Here is a 16,427-nt window from a genome sequence, read left to right on the forward strand (position 1 = left end):
ATGAAACGTAGTGAACTTTATACCTTATTCATGCACTTGTTTTTAGGTATTGTCAGTCTATTCTCGCTATTTCCGTTTTACTGGATGGTGGTATCGAGTACCAACCGTACTAGCGATATCAACATTGGGAAATATACATTTGGCGACCAACTACTGGTTAATTTAAACAATCTGACTAGCCAAGTGGATTTGGCTTTAATTTTCTGGAATACAGCCAAAATAGCCATTATCAGTACAGTCGCGACACTAGCGATATGTTCTATTGCTGGTTATGCGTTTGAAATTTATCAAAGTAAGAATCGTGAACGTGTTTATACCGCTTTGTTAACGACAATGATGATCCCGTTTGCTGCCTTGATGATTCCGCTGTTCACAATGTTTGGTAAAGCGGGGTTACTCGATACTCACTTTGCTGTGATAATGCCGACCATTTCTGGCGCGTTCATCATTTTCTATTTTCGCCAATGCACCAAATCTTTCCCTCTGGAGCTTATTGATGCTGCTAGGGTAGAAGGCGTTGCGGAGTGGAAAATTTTCCTTTTTGTCTACGTGCCAATAATGCGAGCCAGTTACTCTGCCGCCTTCATTATCGTATTCATGTCTTCTTGGAACTCATTCTTGTGGCCCTTAATAGTCCTGCAATCTAATGAACTTAAAACAATAAACCTTATTCTCTCTAGCTTTGCTTCTGCTTATTCACCCGATTTTGGGCTGATTATGGTTGGCACCGTACTTTCCACATTGCCAAGCCTTTTGATTTTCTTCGCGATGCAAAAGCAATTTATCGCCAGTATGACCGGAGCCGTTAAATAATGCGAAATACCCAATTATTGTCTCAAAACTGGGTGTTTTGCCCAGGCTTTCACATCAACGCTTCACTTGATCAAGTGCAGGGTAGCCAGCAAATAGAGTTACCGCACAACGCGGTTGATGTGCCTCTGAACTATTTTGACGAAACAAAACTTCATCAAGATTTTACTTATCAGTATTGCTTAAAAGCGACGCAAACCGATCTTAGCAACCAACTCGTTATGCATTTTGAAGGGGTAATGTGTGACGCACACGTATACGTTAATGGTAAGTTGACCAAGCAGCATAGCGATGGCTATACGCCATTTGATGTACATCTGTCACCTTGGTTACAAGAGGGCAACAATCACATTACTGTCACGTTAAGTGGACGAGAAAATCCAGCGATTCCACCTTTTGGTGGCATGATTGATTTTCTTTGCTTTCCTGGCATTTATCGTGACGTGACCTTAACTCGCTTTGATGAGGTGCGCGTGAAGAACGTTAAAGTCGATACCTTTAACGTTCTGACAAAGCCAACAGTGGAAGCAACGGTTTATCTAGAAAAACTGGCTGATTACAACGCGCCATTGACGATGAAGCTAACACTAGTCTCTGCCGAAGGTAATACAGTCGCTAGTCAGCAAATCACGAATTGCCAGTCAGATGAACAAGCGATAAAAGTGTGTTTCGAGCCGCTTACTGAGGCGCAATTGTGGCATCCAGACCACCCGAATTTATATACGTTGCAAGTAGAGTTGCGTGGTGAAAATCTGAGTGATCATTATCAGTGTCGTTTTGGGCTTCGTGAAGCGGAGTTCAGGATAGATGGATTTTATCTCAACAATGAAAGACTTCAGTTGGTTGGGGTAAACCGTCATCAAAGCTATCCTTATGCGGGCTATGCGATGGGCAAACGCGCCCAACAACTCGATGCGGAGCTGGCTAAGAAAAAACTAGGCTTCAACTTGATCCGTACTTCTCACTATCCTCAGTCTGTACATTTTCTCGATCGATGCGATGAACTGGGATTACTCGTTTTTGAGGAAATTTCAGGCTGGCAACATGTCGGTGATCAAGCTTGGCAGCAAAAATCAATTGATAATGTGCAAGCGATGATTGAACGCGATTGGAATCACCCTAGCATCATTTTGTGGGGCGTACGCATTAATGAATCTGTGGACAATCACGACTTTTATACTCAGACAAACGCATTGGCTCGTAAACTCGATCCTAGCCGACAAACGGGTGGTGTACGCTGCATTCAGAACAGTGAATATCTTGAGGATGTTTATACCATGAACGACTTCATTTTGAGCGATAGCCATTTGAATCCTCATGGGGATATTGAACTGCGCAGTCCGCAAACTGTGACTGGTTTAGATAAACCTGTTCCGTATTTAGTTACTGAGTATGCAGGGCATATGTTCCCAACCAAACGTACTGACTGCGAAGTTTGGCAAAATGAGCATGTGATGCGTCATCTACGAGTGCTGAATGCCAGTTTTTCGAACCCGAATATTAGCGGCGCCATCACTTGGTGTTTATTTGATTACAACACCCACAGGGATTTCGGAAGTGGTGACAAAATTTGCTACCACGGTGTTAATGACGCATTCAGGGTTCCAAAGTTTGCTGCATCAGTTTATGCCAGTCAGATATCGCCGAAACATCAAGCCATTCTCAATCCTGTGACCTACTGGACTCGTGGTGAACGTCCGGAGGCAAAAGCTCTGCCATTAATTATTTTGACCAACTGCGATCGTGTTGATATTCAGATTGGTGATGGAGTTTGTCGCAGCTTTTTCCCTGACAAAGGCCGCTTCCCGAATCTGCCAAACCCGCCTGTTGTGGTTGATGTGACTAATCAGCGAGATCTGCCTGTAGGCGACTGGGGTAACTCTTGGCAAGATATTAAGTTCACTGGTTATGTGGATGGCACTGCTTGTATTGAAACCGAACTTGCGGCCTCTCCGTTGCCAACGCGACTAGATATCAGTTTGCAGACAGATAGCTTACATGCTCACTGTGGTGATACCTGTCACGTGGTCATTAAAGCTCTCGATCAAAAAGGTCAAATACTGCCTTATTTCAAAGATGTTATTCAGATCAGCAGCAGTGACAATCTTGCTGTAATCGGCCCAACAGCAATACCTTTAGAGGGCGGCGTTGCCAGCTTCTGGGTGCGAGCGTTTCAAGAGGGAACTGGTGAAATCAAACTGAAGAGTTCGTGTTTTGGCGAATTCTCTCGAGCTATTTCGGTTCAACATCAACAGGTCATCAGCCAAAAAACTCAAAATGAGGTTCAATATGGCTAATATCACTTTAGAAAACATCGTTAAGCGTTACGGCAGTGTTCAAACCATACACAATGTTAATCTGGATATTGAGTCTGGAGAGTTTGTGGTTTTTGTGGGACCGTCGGGATGCGGAAAATCAACCTTGCTTCGCATGGTTGCGGGATTAGAGCAGATTTCTGATGGTGCAATTGAAATAGACGACCAGAGAGTAAACGAACTTGACCCAGCGGCACGTGGTATTGCGATGGTGTTTCAGTCTTATGCTCTATACCCACATATGTCGGTTGCTGAAAATATCGGTTTTGGTCTGAAAATGAATGGTCGACCAAAGTTGGAAGTTGAGCAACTGGTGCAGAGAGCAGCAAAAACGTTGCAGCTAGAACAGCTACTCGATCGTAAGCCCAAAGAGCTATCGGGTGGTCAGCGTCAGCGAGTCGCAATAGGACGGGCAATCGTTCGAGACCCCAAAGTATTTTTGTTTGACGAGCCTTTGTCAAATTTGGATGCTGAGTTAAGAGTTGAAATGCGTTTGCAAATAGCAAAGCTGCATCAGGAAATGGGGAACACCATGATTTATGTTACCCATGATCAGGTTGAAGCGATGACGTTAGCGGATAAAATTGTTGTACTCAATCATGGGCGAATCGAACAGGTGGGTTCTCCAATCGATCTTTATAATAGGCCACAAAATCTGTTTGTGGCGGGTTTCATTGGCTCTCCTAAGATGAATTTGTTACCCGCAACGGTAGTGAGCTGCGAACAAGAACGAGTGAATATAAAACTGAAGGACGGCAATACAGTGAGCTTGTTACGCCGTGATTACACGGTCTCAGAAGGGCAACCAGTGACAATCGGTATCCGTCCAGAACATCTCAATTTGGAAAGAGAAGGGGATGTTCATCTGACGATGCGTAATGAAGTAACAGAGCGGCTAGGTAACGCTACATATATGTTTGGCCATTGTGCTGGCGTTGACAGTTTCAAAGTACACTTAGTGGGAGATCAAGTATTAGAAAGCTACTGTGATGTTGGACTGAGCTGCTTCAGTGAACAATGCCATCTGTTTAATGAAGAAGGCCTGCGTATAAACTAACGAAATCGTTTGAAACTTGATAAAAAGAAAAGCGGTCGTTGAACGGCCGCTTTTTCTATCTATTTTGCTTCTAAACATAGGTGAAGCTGAAGTTAGAGTGGTTTTGCAAAACTTTTCCGCCATATCATCTCATAGCCGAGCTGAACTGTTTTGTGATACTGGCGTCCAGCAACGAGCTCCATAAATAGAGCTACAGCTGCTTCACCCATCTCCGTCGCATAGAGTCTCATCGTTGTGAGACTTGGATTCATATGCTGTGCGGTAGGGATGTCGTTCATACTGATCACTTGGATATCTTTAGGGATTTCGATATCCCTTTCTTGGATAGCGCGATAGACACCTATGGCGATAATGTCTGTTGCAGCAAAAACTACATCAGGCCAAGGTTGAGTGGACAGCATTTCTGTCATCGCTAAATAGCCGGATTCAATGCAAAAGTTCGTGCTAACCTTGCAGCGTGCTGAATCGTAAATGCCGTGAGTTTGGGTTATTTCTCGAAATACATGCAAACGGGTCTCATCATTACCAATGAATGCAGGTCGCTGAACATCGGCTGATATCATATTGCCAACAATTTCTCGTGAGGCAGCTTCTCTATCGAATTGCACTACATCACACTGTTTATCTAGCGGGTTTGAATCAACAAATATCAGGTTAGGATTTAGTGACTGGATGAGGGTGACATCTTGATCTTTAAAATGGCCAACACAAATAACGGCTTGAGCTTGTTGTAAGAAACTGCTGTTCGCAGCTAAGTTATTGGCAAAAGTATTACGCAAAGCGATGTTGTGTTGATGGCAGCTATTCTCTATGCCAATTCGAATCGCTGTATAGTAAGGGTCGTTTAGTTCTTCATTGGGACTAAGGCAATGAACGACCACCAAGTTTAGCGCGTCTCCATTTGCCAGCTTGTAGTGGGTGCGAGCTGCTATGGCATTTTGTTGTTGGCGCTGCTTCTTACGCTGGACAGGAGAAAGATAACCTAGCTCAATTGCCACTTTATTGATTAACTGTCGCTTTTCAGCAGTGATCGAAAGTGTATCGTCCTGATTCAGGACTCTAGATACTGTTGATGATGCTACACCAACTTTGTCTGCGATGTCTTTTAACGTTGCCAAGGAAAATTCTCTAAAAATTTTCTTAAAACATTACTAAATTTTTCCTAATAAGAAAGCGATCTTGGTCAACGGTTGAACAAAGCTAGTGCAAACATCAATGGTATTTCTTCTCTAAATCTTAATGTAGAGCTTCACTAGTCCATGTATCGTTCCTGCTTTCGGCTTTTATGGTATTAGGAGTCTCTTATTTAGCAGTCAATATATGGGGTTTCTGATAGGTACTAGAAGTTTACTCTATTTCCCAGATGACACAGATCTCTTGCATAACGGCTTTGGCAATTGGTGAATTAGCTTTGTTTTTAGGCACTATAAAATAGAGCTCAGCCTCGAAGTCTAAATCTGGAATGATGGTGATTTGATTGTTCTGCACATGTTCCTTTGCTTCTTCAAATTCATAAAAGCTTAGCCCCAACCCACTTCTTACAAGTTCTAAGCGAGTTGCATCATCATCACTGCTGGTAATGGCATTGATATCATTCCCCATCTTTATTTTTAGAAAATCATCAAACGGACAGTAGTACCCCATGGTAATCCAGTGACTCTTTTCTAAGGGCGTATCGGAGTCAAAACCAAATGGGGCAATCGTTGTGATTTTTTGCGATTTAACTTTCACTGAAAAAAAATCGCTTGGTACTTCCCCATACACAAAACCTCCGTCCATCTCTTCAGCGCGTATTGCTTCAATCGTTTTCCCTGTAGACATAGGGTAGATTTGCAATGTAATACCGGGTGTACTTTGCAGCAAATTCTCTATTAGGCGAGGGATCTCAAGCTGTGCTGGTTTTTGATTCAATGCTAAGCGAAACGTACCAACAATTTCATCCTGACTCGATGCAGCAGCGTTCACTAAATCAAACGCGGAATCTAAGGTTTTTTGCGCTTTTTTAAGTAACAGTTCGCCTTTTTCGGTCAGTGTCATCCCTTTACTGGTACGTACAAAAAGTGGAACTTGCAGTTCTTCTTCCAGCGCTTTGATGTGTGCGCTGACGGCTGGTGGCGTTGTATAGAGTTGCTTAGCCGCTAGGGTTAAGTTTCCTGTTTGAGCGACAACAACAAATGAGCGTAGGTGATAAAATTCCATGTAATCCAGCACGTTTCATTAGCAGCAATTGATGCCTCATTATCGGCTATCAGATGCAAAAGTATATTTGTTTTCTCTTAACGCTCCCTTCAGAAACTACGAATTCTCATCGCTATGCTTGGTCAATACACTGGCTAGGAAACAACATGGCTTTGGTTATACAACGTTAAGGAAAGAAATCATTATGACTATGTCGAGTGTACTTGCCCACCCAGCGGCTGACAGTGAAACAGCGAATGCATTTTTTAGCAACAAGTTGAATTTTGAAACGGATTGCTCAGATGTTTACGCCGATATCAGAGAGAACAACAAACAGTTCATTTTGCTAGATGTTCGAAGTGTCGAGGCCTATAACAAAAGTCACGCCATTACTGCAGATAGCATGCCTCACGCCAACATCAGTGCGGAATCTTTTGCGCATTATCCTAAAGACACTGCCTTTGTTGTTTATTGCTGGGGGCCCGGCTGTAACGGCGCGACGAAAGCGGCTAAAAAAATTTCAGCCTTGGGTTTTTCTGTTAAAGAGATGATTGGTGGAATTCAGTATTGGGAAGACTTCGAGCGATACCCTGTGAATCGCCGGCTAGGTGATGCACAAAGCTAAATGATGGTTTAAGAGAGTAAAATAAAGCTGAAGCTGTGAACAGGTTAACTTGGAGTGAAACAGTGAATCAACGAATCGATATCCGAATGAGTTGTTCAGATGATGCTTACGATATTTGGCAACTAATGTGCGAGCACGCGGATTATGAAGGTCACACTCTGGTGGAATCCGGCCAGCTTCAGACTTTACAGAATCAAATATACCCCGCAACAATTTGGGTTGCTGAAATCGATGGCATTGTTGTGGGGTATATGAGCCTGATAAGGCAGTTTTCAACATGGAATATGAAACACTATCTCTACTTGGACTGTCTTTATCTTAGTCCTGAAGTCAGAGGTAAAGACATAGGCAAAGCGATGCTGATGAAAGCTTCAGAGTTTGCTGAAGAACTTTCTTTATCAGAAATTCAATGGCAAACACCAACATCAAATACCAACGCCATTGGCTTTTACCGCAAGTTGGGAGCGATTGATAAAGAGAAGCAAAGGTTCTTCTGGAACCACAATGAACTTAATTAGTTATCCTTGATTGCGACTTTCATTTGAAGCTGTCATTCTGAGACCCGTACATATAAACAAAGATAACTCAGCCATCCATTTGAAGAGCCCAAATGATGCGATACGTTATAGAGGGAAACAATGTTTAGCCTGCAAATAGAAAAGGATTTAAAGCTGGTTTTGGTACAGCGTTCATTCGCACCTCGCTATTTCGAAATTGTTCAAAGTGAACGTGAATATTTAAGTCAGTGGTTGGCTTGGCCTCCTCATGCCGATAATGAAGAATTTTTCCTCAGTTTCATTCAACGTTCACTGCACGATTATGCGGATGGAAAATCTCTAGTGTGCGCGATGTTCTATGAGGACGAACTAGTAGGTAACATCAGCTTTAATACCATTAATCATGATCTTAAAAAGGTCGAAATTGGCTACTGGTTGAGGGAACAATTTAGAGGTAAGGGCATCGTCACCCGTTCAGTATCCAAGCTCATCGACATAGCTTTTCGTGAATTGAAAATGCAGAAAGTGCAGATTTCCGCCGCTGTTGATAACGCACCTAGTCGCAACGTTTGTAAGCGTTTAGGCTTCAACTTGGAAGGCATTATTACTTGCGCGGAAAACCTCAACGGTCGCGTTGTTGACCATGCGGTATATGGCTTAAGTAAACACAATTGGCAAGCAAAGTAGACACGCTGCACGCCTATAAATAAGTCATGAGTTAATGAGCGATCATGACCAATGAAAATATAACCCAATCATTGATGATGTGAGCACCTGTTGAAACCCAAATATTTTTGGTTCTGATGTAAGCCAATGAGAGGATGAGGCGTGCGCTACCGATGACAATAATGCATTGTAGCCAGTTCCAATTGTAAGTCGGTAAGTGAACAAGTCCAAAAACCAACGAAGACAGTAGCCACGCCAACAAGACCGAGCGCGTTCTTGATAGCCCTAAATAGCGATAGCTAAAGTGTAAAAACGCAAGAAATGGTAGAACAGTTAACACCTCTTCGCCAAAAAGTTGCGGCAAACTTTGCACGAAAAACAAGAGGCGCTCGTGGTTTGATAAATCTTTCAAAGCACCTATAGCGGTGTTGGTGTCAGCCCCAAGTGTATTATGAAAAAGCGCGCCTAATGCTATGGTGACAAGCAGATTTACCAAAGCGATTGAAATCATTACTCGCGCGTCTCGCCATCTTAACTTGCGAAAAAGAGCTGTAACCTCTTTATTAGTAATCAGATAAAACACCGTTAAAGGCACGGCAAAAAACAGAGTTGAGCGGGCTATTCCGCCAAATGTGCCGCTTAACACATCTATCTTCACACTCAAAAAGGCAAAGCCTAAAGCAACAGATGCAAGCAAAGCAGCCCATTGATAGGCGTTGATAGTGCAGGGTTTGCCGTTGTAGAAAGGGAAATCATCGCCAGACTTTTCAATCCAAAGCTTGGTATTGGCATTTTTCATGTTCATGACAGATTCGCTCATTTTGAGACAGAGTTAAAAGTAAGAAGCAAAGGTTTAACTTTTCCCGGGTTCAAAGGTGTGTAGTTGGCTTTTTTCAAAATAGTGCACTCCGTAAGCCATGCCGCCATTTTTTGCTTTACCCGTTGGATCGCCAGGAATGCTTAATGTAACAGAAGATTCGGTTTCCTCTATAATTTGTGCATTTCTATATGCGAGAATGGTTGGAGTTACCACGCCTGAAATATTTCCACCCACAATAAATAAGCTACCTACTTTCGCTTTTTCACCTGAAGGTGTCAGTTCGCCTCTTAAATCACGATCAACCATGTCAAGCAGTGTTCTCGCCTCTACGTGTAAATCGTCAACAATTGAATCTAACGCATCTAAAGGTGGGGCGGTGATGTCTTCCGTTTTGATTGTGGTGGGTAAGTGATAGTAGTAGCGTCCAACCCAGCCATCTTTTTCAATCTGATATGTTAGAGAGAGGCGATAAACATCGTCATAGCACTCTTCGATAAAGATTAGAGGATACAATTTATAGCCATCTTGACTTGATTGCAGGTTGTCATAGCTTGCGAGTTCATTGTTGACGATATCGTACACTCGAAGCTGATTCAGACGCTTTTCATAGTCTTCAGCTGCACTGTCTTTTACATAGTCGACAACAATGCCCGTCACAAAAGGAACAGGAATTAAGAGACCCGCAACAAATTCCGAAGCTTGATCCGCATGAACAAAAATCAATTGAGACTGTTTAAACTGTGCCGTGCCACTCGGTAAATCTTTTGGGAGGTCCTCAACGATTGTGACTGAATGAACATCGTTGTTTGGAGGAGAGGTCGGTGTTTGGATAGATACACAACCGCTAACGGTCAGAACAAGGATGATGATGAATATCTTCATAAGATAACCCCAATGTTTAATTTTCCAATTGAGCCGCTCTTTCCTGAAATGACATCCTATCTTTAGCGTTGTGCCGAGCATGATCATAAGGTGTTGATATGTTGGCAACGTTAACGAGAAGTGGCTAACTGTGGGATTAATTAAAATTAATAATATTAATTTCCTAAATAATCATATTGTTATGAAGTGATCAAAACGGTCGCTTGAAGTCGCTCACTAATAAAAATCCCCGCAGTTTGCGGGGATGGAAAACGTTGTTAGTGTTTGTGTTTTTAATTCATCGCGAAATGCTGAATCGCATATGCCACTGGAGAACTTAGCAGCAGCGTTAATACAGTACGTTGGAACCAAACTACAACGATCTGTTTTACTGAGATTGGAATCTCAGTCGACAAAATACAAGGAATAGACGCAGAGAAGAACAATATGGAAGAAATCGAAATCTGACCAACTACAAAGCGAGTGATGAAATCACTTTTTGCTGCAATCAGTGCAGGTAAGAACATCTCTGCAAGGCCAGTAGCCGACGCTTTCGCAACTAGCATTGGATCTGGTATTTGTGCGACCCATGCGAATGGGTAGAAAAGGATGCCTAGCCATTCGAATACAGGCGTGTATTTAGCCAGAAGCAAACCAATTAAACCCACAGACATGATGGATGGCAGAATACTCATTGCCATTAACAGACCTTCTTTTAGGTTCTTAATGATGCTGCTTACTACGGGGTCAGATTTGTCTGCAATTTGTAGACCTTCATTCACTGCTTGTTTGATGCGTGGCAAATCACTTGGTGTTTCGTCAGCAATGGGCTTTGAATCGTCTAAACGTGCAAGTGGACGCAGACGCACCGTAATGGCTGTTACTACAAAAGTCAGAACTAATGTGCTCCAGAAGAACAGGTTCCAGATCTCCATCAATCCCAACGTTTTTGCAACGATAACCATAAAGGTGGCAGAGACTGTCGAAAAACCAGTCGCGATAATAGCGGCTTCTTTTGCTGAGTATTGACCAGACTTGTAGACACGGTTGGTTATCAAAAGGCCAATTGAGTAGCTGCCTACAAAAGAAGCAACAGCATCAATGGCTGATTTACCCGGTGTTTTGAAAATAGGGCGCATCACAGGTTGAAGCAGCACGCCAACCATTTCAAGCAAACCAAAGCCGATTAAAAACGCTAAGAAGATTGCGCCAACAGGAACAATCAAACCGACTGGCACAACAAGTTTGCCAAATAGAAATGGCAGCATGTCTTTCTCAAATAGCAGTGCTGGGCCCACTGAAAAAAACGCCATTAGAGCAGTAATTACGCCGACAACTTTAAGTACAGAAAGCACTTTCTGTGTTGTGTTTGCGTTCCAACTCCCAGAGATGAAAGGGTAAACACCGCCAGCGATGATCATCAGCAGTGCATAAATCTCAACACCTTTAGGTGATGCTGCACGTAGCCAAGAAACCATATGGTCGAGTGGTATGGTGGATTTTGCGTTAATTTCGATCGGTACAAAGAAAAAGATGATGCCGATAAGGCTGAACAAAACCAGTTTCAGTGCTGAAGACCAAATTGGTTTAGTGAGCATGGATCCGGTTGCTTCCATAGTTACCTTCCTTAGTGAGTTAAACTTTGAACGTAGGCAGTCATTCTGCCCAGTGCTCAGTGTTTTTGACTGAACTTTTAATCTTGGCGTTTATACGCTCTTTTCTCGCCGCTTATCCAAGCGGAAAATATTTAGGTTTATTGCTTTGAACAGTTAAATCTTTGCCTTTAGAACAGCACTTAAAATCGCGTTAAGTTGCGATTTAATTGCGATGGCTTTGTCCGCATCCAACTCGTATCTCCCTTGAGTGAGCGCGTCATTGTTTACATAAGTGTCTTGTGACATTTCAAGCTGTATGGCGTGAATGTTTTCGCTCGGTTTACCAAATCCGCGAGTGATGAAACCGCCTTTGAAACGTCCGTTGATTACTTGGCTATAGCGGTCAGAAACAGCGCCCATCACAGCATCTACAATTGCGCTGCTGCATGATTCGCCTTGGTTGGTTCCCCAGTTGAACTCAGGTAACGTTCCATCAAACAACATAGGTACTTGCGCGGCGATACTGTGAGCATCGAATAAGATTGCGTAGCCGTGAATGGATTTAAGGCGCGCGAGTTCTTGTTCAATAGTGGAATGGTATGGATGCCAAATCTGTTCTTTGTAGCGTTCGTGGTCATTTTCGCTTGGTGCTTTACCATCAACGAAAACCGGAGTTGAGTCGAAAAGGATCTCTGGGAACAAGCCTGTCGTTTTTGTTGTGTAGAGTGGCTTGTCGTCACTTGGTCGATTTAGGTCAATCACGTAGCGAGAATAGTTGGCTGAAATCACACTCGCACCCAGTTCTTTTACGCACTCATAAAGCTCTGGAATAAACCAATCAGTATCTGGAAGTTTCTTTGCGGCTTGCGTTAAACCTTGTTCAACTTCTGGAGTCAGACCTAGACCAGAGTGAGGCATGCTCACTAATAGAGGGACGCTTCCTTGATGAAATTCGAATGGTGAACGCACACAATTTGGCTGACTCATTTGACAGATACTCCGTTATCTTTATTAAATGTATATACATTTGTTAATCTAGCTGTCATAAAACGTTGTTGCAAGTGAGAAGTTAATTAATTATTGCGTTTATCTCACTTTTTCTTGTATCGAATTCCCTTGTTTCTGTGGGTGAATTGAGTTGTAAAATATAACTTGTATATACATATAAAGCTAAATTACACTTATTTTAAACAGTGCAAGTGATTACTTTTTTGAACTAGGAATTCACCATGACAGGGACTCAAACACGTCATTATTTCTTTGCTGAGCGAGCTTGGCTTGCTGATGGTTGGCATAACAATGTCTCTTTCGAAGTCACCGATGGAGTGTTTACTCGTATCGAATCGGATACTTCAGCTATTGAGGGTGCTGTAAAGCTTATTGGCCCAGTATTGCCAACCTTAGCAAACGTGCATTCACATGCTTTCCAACGTGTAATGGCGGGAATGGCAGAAGTGTGTTTGAACCCGAATGATAGCTTTTGGAGTTGGCGCGATCTGATGTACAAAATTGTACAAAAACTTTCGCCAGAACAAGCCAACGTTATCGCGACTCAGCTTTATATCGACATGCTTAAAGCAGGTTATACCCAAGTGGGTGAATTCCACTACTTACATAATGATGTTGCGGGTAAACACTACGCCAACCGAGCTGAGATGTCTCACCAGTTAATCAATGCCGCGGATCGCTCTGGTATTGGTCTGACGCTGCTACCTGTGCTGTATTCTCATTCTGGTTTTGGCGCGCAGGCTCCGAACGAAGGTCAAGCTCGCTTTATCAATTCGTCACACTCTTATTTGGAACTGCAAAGTCAATGTGAACAAGCCTTAGCAGGTTCTAAACTGCACAACCTTGGTATCTGTTTCCATTCACTACGTGCGGTAACAGAGCAGCAAATCAAAGAAGTATTGAGCTCATTAGACAGCAACAAAGTGGTACACATTCATATTTCTGAACAGCAGAAAGAAGTGAATGACTGTTTGGCATGGAGCGGTCAACGCCCTGTTGAATGGCTGCATGAACATGTAGGTTTGAATGAGCGTTGGAACTTAATTCACGCGACACACCTGAATGAATACGAACTCAATGCAATTGCCAGCAGCAAAGCGGTAGTGGGATTATGTCCGACGACAGAAGCAAACTTGGGTGATGGCATTTTCCCTGGCGTTGAATTTGAATGTTTGAATGGACGTTGGGGTATCGGTTCAGATAGCCATGTGAGCCTGTCGATCGTTGAAGAATTGCGTATTCTGGAATACGGACAACGCCTTCGTGATCAACAACGTAACCGTCTATACCGAGGCGAACAAACTAGCATTGGTGATAACCTGTTTAAGCAAGCGTTATTGGGCGGCAATCAATCTTGTGGCGTTGAGCTGGGCTTATCTGTTGGTCGCCGTGCAGACTTTATGGTGCTTGATGATACTCATCCGTTTATTGGGGCAAGCGAATCAAAAGACGTACTGAATCGTTGGTTGTTCGCATGCAGCGAAAATGTGGTGAAAGATGTGTTTGTTGCAGGCAAGCAAGTGATTAGCGAAGGTCGACATGAGCTCGATGTTATAAGCCGTTCAGAGTTCGCTAAAGTGATTAAGAAGGTGATTTACGATGTCTAATCACACAGGCTTGTTTACTGTTATTCCTCAGTCTGACTATCTGCGCATGCCGTGGAAAAATGGTTTGGGTGAAACGCTAGAAATTGCGGTGAGTCGAGAAAACGATGAGGTGCTGTATCGCGTTAGCCAAGCTGCTGTGGTTGAAGATGGTGCGTTCTCAGATTTTTCTGGTTTGCATCGTACGCTTGTTTTGCTCAAAGGCAACGGGATGCTTCTGTCCCATAAAAACGCACAGAAAGAATATCAACATAACCTTGAACAAGTGTTGTCTGTTGCGCATTTCGCTGGTGGTGATAGTACCTATGCGACCCTATCAAACGGGGCAATTGAAGATCTCAACATTATGGTGAGAGAAGGCAAAGCCAGTTCGGAGGTGGAAGCGGCTTTCTCTCAAGCATCTCGCGATATTACTATCGATTCGAACACACTGTTCACTGGTTTCTATGCCAACAGTGATTGTGAATTGTTGGTGCAGTCGCAAGCGATACAACAAAGTATTGCGATACCAAATCAAGCCACGGTTCTTCTACATCAGAATAGTCAGATTGCGCTGAAAAATGGTTGTGGCGTTTTTATTGTTATTACTGCTAATACAAGTAGCTGACCAGAAGGTCAGCCAATTGTTATTTTTATATAAGTTAGCTTTCAAATGAAAGTTTATCACCAAATGCTTCCTTCCAATCTTTATCGAACTGCTCAACCGCTGGTGCAACCGCTGGATGAGCAAACATTGCAGCAGCAACATCGACAGGAAGTGTGATAGCTTCGATACCAAGTTTCATCACTTCCATCGCCTGCTGAGTATTTTTAAAACTCGCAGCAAGTATCTTTGCTGGCAACTGATTTTGATCCAAAAGCAGTTGAAGATCGGCAACAACTTCCACGCCATTACCATTCATTGCATCAATACGGTTTACATACGGCGCAAGGTAATCAGCACCGCATAGCGCGGCCAAAAAGCCTTGTTGAGCTGAATAAATAGCAGTGGCGAGAACTTGAATTCCCTCTTTTTTCATTAACTTAATTGCCGTTAAACCAACTTCCGTCGCTGGAACTTTTACCACCATATCGTAAGGCAGTTCGTTAATCTGGCGCGCTTCTTCCAACATCTCTTGGGCTGTAGAACTGACCACTTGAGCATGGAATCTTGGTGTACCACCTAATGCTTGTTGCATGCCTTGAAGCGTCTCTTTTAACCCTTGATTTGATTTGGCCAGAATACTTGGATTAGTGGTAATTCCTTTCAATGGCAGGCACTGGTTAAAACGTTTTGTCTGTTCGACATCGGCTGTGTCTAGGTACAGTTCAATCATGATATTTCTCTCTCTGTTCGAGATCTCAGTTTCATCGTTGTCATAACTATAAAGAACACTACCTATCCAGCCTTTGATTTTGATCAATGTAACTTTCATTTGAAAGTTTGATTATTTCAAATATGGAAAATTTAAAAAGCTAAATTATCGAATTTAGCGCTATTAGGTGAAAGGCATGTATTTCAACATTCAACGATTTTCAACCCATGATGGTGATGGAATCCGTTCTATCCTTTTCTTGAAGGGATGTTCGCTTGCTTGTCCTTGGTGCCAGAATCCTGAAAGTCGTAGTGAAAAACGTTCGCTGTTGTTTGATCATAGAGTCTGCCTACAGGATTGTGACATATGCAGTAAAGCGTGCTCGGCAATCAGCAAACAAGACGGTGTTATTTCGATTGATAGAGATTTGCTTACCGATGAAGATCTCGCAGAACTAAACAATATCTGCCCGACACAAGCGCTAACCGTGTGTGGGCAAGAAGCAGATGCTGAACAACTGTTCAAAGAATTGATTAAAGACAAACCCTTTTATGACCAAAGCTCTGGAGGCGTTACGTTTTCTGGTGGCGAACCCTTGATGCAAGCGGATTTGGTTGCCGATATTGCCAAAAAACTGAAGCAAAACAATGTCTCTACTGCAATTGAATCCTGTATGCACGCACCTTGGAAAAACGTTGAAAAAGTCGCGCCTTTTATTGATTGCTGGTTAGCCGATTTAAAACACACCGAAGAGGTGAAATTCAATCAATGGGCTAAAGGTTCACTTAAGCGCATCAAGGACAATTTCCGCAAGTTAGATTCTATCGCCAAGCGCATCGTTATCCGTGTACCTGTTGTGCCGGAGTTCAACGATACAGACCAAGAACTCAAACAAATTATCGACTTTGCTGCTTCTCTACAAAGCTGCAAAGAACTTCACTTGTTGTCCTACCACACGCTAGGGATCAACAAATACCGTTTATTGGATATGCCGTACTTGTGCTCAAACAAACCGCTGAGCAACCCTCAACTTTTAGAGAGAGCTCAACAATACGCGCGTAAACATACTCAACTCAATGTCACTGTGAGAGGCTAA

At 42.9% G+C, this 16,427-nt stretch carries 16 protein-coding genes; 9 read left to right on the forward strand and 7 right to left on the reverse strand.

Annotated elements, in window-relative coordinates; all coding sequences use genetic code 11:
* Genes ACRQQK_RS01980 through ACRQQK_RS01990 form a run of 3 tightly spaced genes read left to right on the forward strand, consistent with a single transcriptional unit; the run spans position 1 to position 4,182 of the window.
* The gene (locus ACRQQK_RS01980; RefSeq protein ID WP_457509823.1) at positions 1–813 is read left to right on the forward strand and encodes a carbohydrate ABC transporter permease; all 813 of its coding nucleotides are present in this window, start codon (positions 1–3) and stop codon (positions 811–813) included.
* Positions 813–3,107, forward strand: a complete 2,295-nt coding sequence (locus ACRQQK_RS01985; RefSeq protein ID WP_457509825.1) for a glycoside hydrolase family 2 protein — start codon at positions 813–815, stop codon at positions 3,105–3,107. The genes ACRQQK_RS01980 and ACRQQK_RS01985 overlap by 1 nt, the downstream gene beginning before the upstream one ends.
* Positions 3,100–4,182 carry an ABC transporter ATP-binding protein gene (locus ACRQQK_RS01990; protein ID WP_457509827.1) on the forward strand — a complete coding sequence of 361 codons (1,083 nt, stop codon included), beginning with the start codon at positions 3,100–3,102 and terminating at the stop codon, positions 4,180–4,182. Before ACRQQK_RS01985 ends, ACRQQK_RS01990 begins: the two co-directional genes overlap by 8 nt.
* A gap of 92 nt (positions 4,183–4,274) precedes the next feature.
* On the opposite strand, the gene ACRQQK_RS01995 is transcribed toward ACRQQK_RS01990, so the two are convergent.
* Together ACRQQK_RS01995 and ACRQQK_RS02000 are read right to left on the reverse strand one after the other, a co-directional pair.
* A complete protein-coding gene (locus tag ACRQQK_RS01995) occupies positions 4,275–5,300 on the reverse strand; it encodes a LacI family DNA-binding transcriptional regulator (protein WP_457509829.1) in 1,026 nt (341 codons plus the stop codon).
* A gap of 229 nt (positions 5,301–5,529) precedes the next feature.
* Positions 5,530–6,381 (reverse strand): LysR family transcriptional regulator, encoded by an 852-nt coding sequence (locus ACRQQK_RS02000; RefSeq protein ID WP_457509831.1) that lies wholly within the window; start codon positions 6,379–6,381, stop codon positions 5,530–5,532.
* 184 nt (positions 6,382–6,565) lie between these two features.
* Here ACRQQK_RS02000 and ACRQQK_RS02005 point away from each other — a divergent pair, with 184 nt between their 5' ends.
* From ACRQQK_RS02005 to ACRQQK_RS02015, 3 genes are all read left to right on the forward strand, one after another.
* Positions 6,566–6,985, forward strand: coding sequence for a rhodanese-like domain-containing protein (locus ACRQQK_RS02005; protein ID WP_457509833.1), 420 nt, complete (start codon positions 6,566–6,568; stop codon positions 6,983–6,985).
* A 62-nt stretch (positions 6,986–7,047) separates the two neighbouring features.
* Positions 7,048–7,503, forward strand: coding sequence for an N-acetyltransferase family protein (locus ACRQQK_RS02010; protein ID WP_457509835.1), 456 nt, complete (start codon positions 7,048–7,050; stop codon positions 7,501–7,503).
* A 120-nt stretch (positions 7,504–7,623) separates the two neighbouring features.
* Positions 7,624–8,169, forward strand: coding sequence for a GNAT family N-acetyltransferase (locus tag ACRQQK_RS02015; RefSeq protein WP_457509837.1), 546 nt, complete (start codon positions 7,624–7,626; stop codon positions 8,167–8,169).
* Positions 8,170–8,200: 31 nt separating this feature from the next.
* On the opposite strand, the gene ACRQQK_RS02020 is transcribed toward ACRQQK_RS02015, so the two are convergent.
* The 4 genes from ACRQQK_RS02020 to hutG form a co-directional block, all read right to left on the reverse strand.
* A complete protein-coding gene (locus ACRQQK_RS02020; RefSeq protein WP_457509839.1) occupies positions 8,201–8,953 on the reverse strand; it encodes a CPBP family intramembrane glutamic endopeptidase in 753 nt (250 codons plus the stop codon).
* Between the two features lie 48 nt (positions 8,954–9,001).
* Positions 9,002–9,850, reverse strand: coding sequence for a hypothetical protein (locus ACRQQK_RS02025; RefSeq protein WP_457509841.1), 849 nt, complete (start codon positions 9,848–9,850; stop codon positions 9,002–9,004).
* Positions 9,851–10,122: 272 nt separating this feature from the next.
* The gene (locus ACRQQK_RS02030) at positions 10,123–11,445 is read right to left on the reverse strand and encodes a YjiH family protein (RefSeq protein ID WP_457509842.1); all 1,323 of its coding nucleotides are present in this window, start codon (positions 11,443–11,445) and stop codon (positions 10,123–10,125) included.
* A 153-nt stretch (positions 11,446–11,598) separates the two neighbouring features.
* Positions 11,599–12,411 (reverse strand): N-formylglutamate deformylase, encoded by an 813-nt coding sequence (gene hutG, locus ACRQQK_RS02035; protein WP_457509843.1) that lies wholly within the window; start codon positions 12,409–12,411, stop codon positions 11,599–11,601.
* Positions 12,412–12,653: 242 nt separating this feature from the next.
* Between hutG and ACRQQK_RS02040 the strand changes: the two genes are divergently transcribed.
* Both ACRQQK_RS02040 and ACRQQK_RS02045 read left to right on the forward strand, forming a co-directional pair.
* Complete coding sequence (locus ACRQQK_RS02040; RefSeq protein WP_457509844.1) at positions 12,654–14,039, forward strand: formimidoylglutamate deiminase; 1,386 nt, start codon at positions 12,654–12,656, stop codon at positions 14,037–14,039.
* Positions 14,032–14,643: a HutD/Ves family protein gene (locus ACRQQK_RS02045; protein WP_457509845.1), complete on the forward strand. Its 612-nt coding sequence runs from the start codon at positions 14,032–14,034 to the stop codon at positions 14,641–14,643. The genes ACRQQK_RS02040 and ACRQQK_RS02045 overlap by 8 nt, the downstream gene beginning before the upstream one ends.
* A gap of 34 nt (positions 14,644–14,677) precedes the next feature.
* On the opposite strand, the gene ACRQQK_RS02050 is transcribed toward ACRQQK_RS02045, so the two are convergent.
* A complete protein-coding gene (locus tag ACRQQK_RS02050; protein WP_102954824.1) occupies positions 14,678–15,352 on the reverse strand; it encodes a fructose-6-phosphate aldolase in 675 nt (224 codons plus the stop codon).
* A 175-nt stretch (positions 15,353–15,527) separates the two neighbouring features.
* Between ACRQQK_RS02050 and ACRQQK_RS02055 the strand changes: the two genes are divergently transcribed.
* Positions 15,528–16,427 carry a glycyl-radical enzyme activating protein gene (locus ACRQQK_RS02055; protein ID WP_457509846.1) on the forward strand — a complete coding sequence of 300 codons (900 nt, stop codon included), beginning with the start codon at positions 15,528–15,530 and terminating at the stop codon, positions 16,425–16,427.

It is taken from the genome of Vibrio sp. C8 (assembly GCF_054051265.1).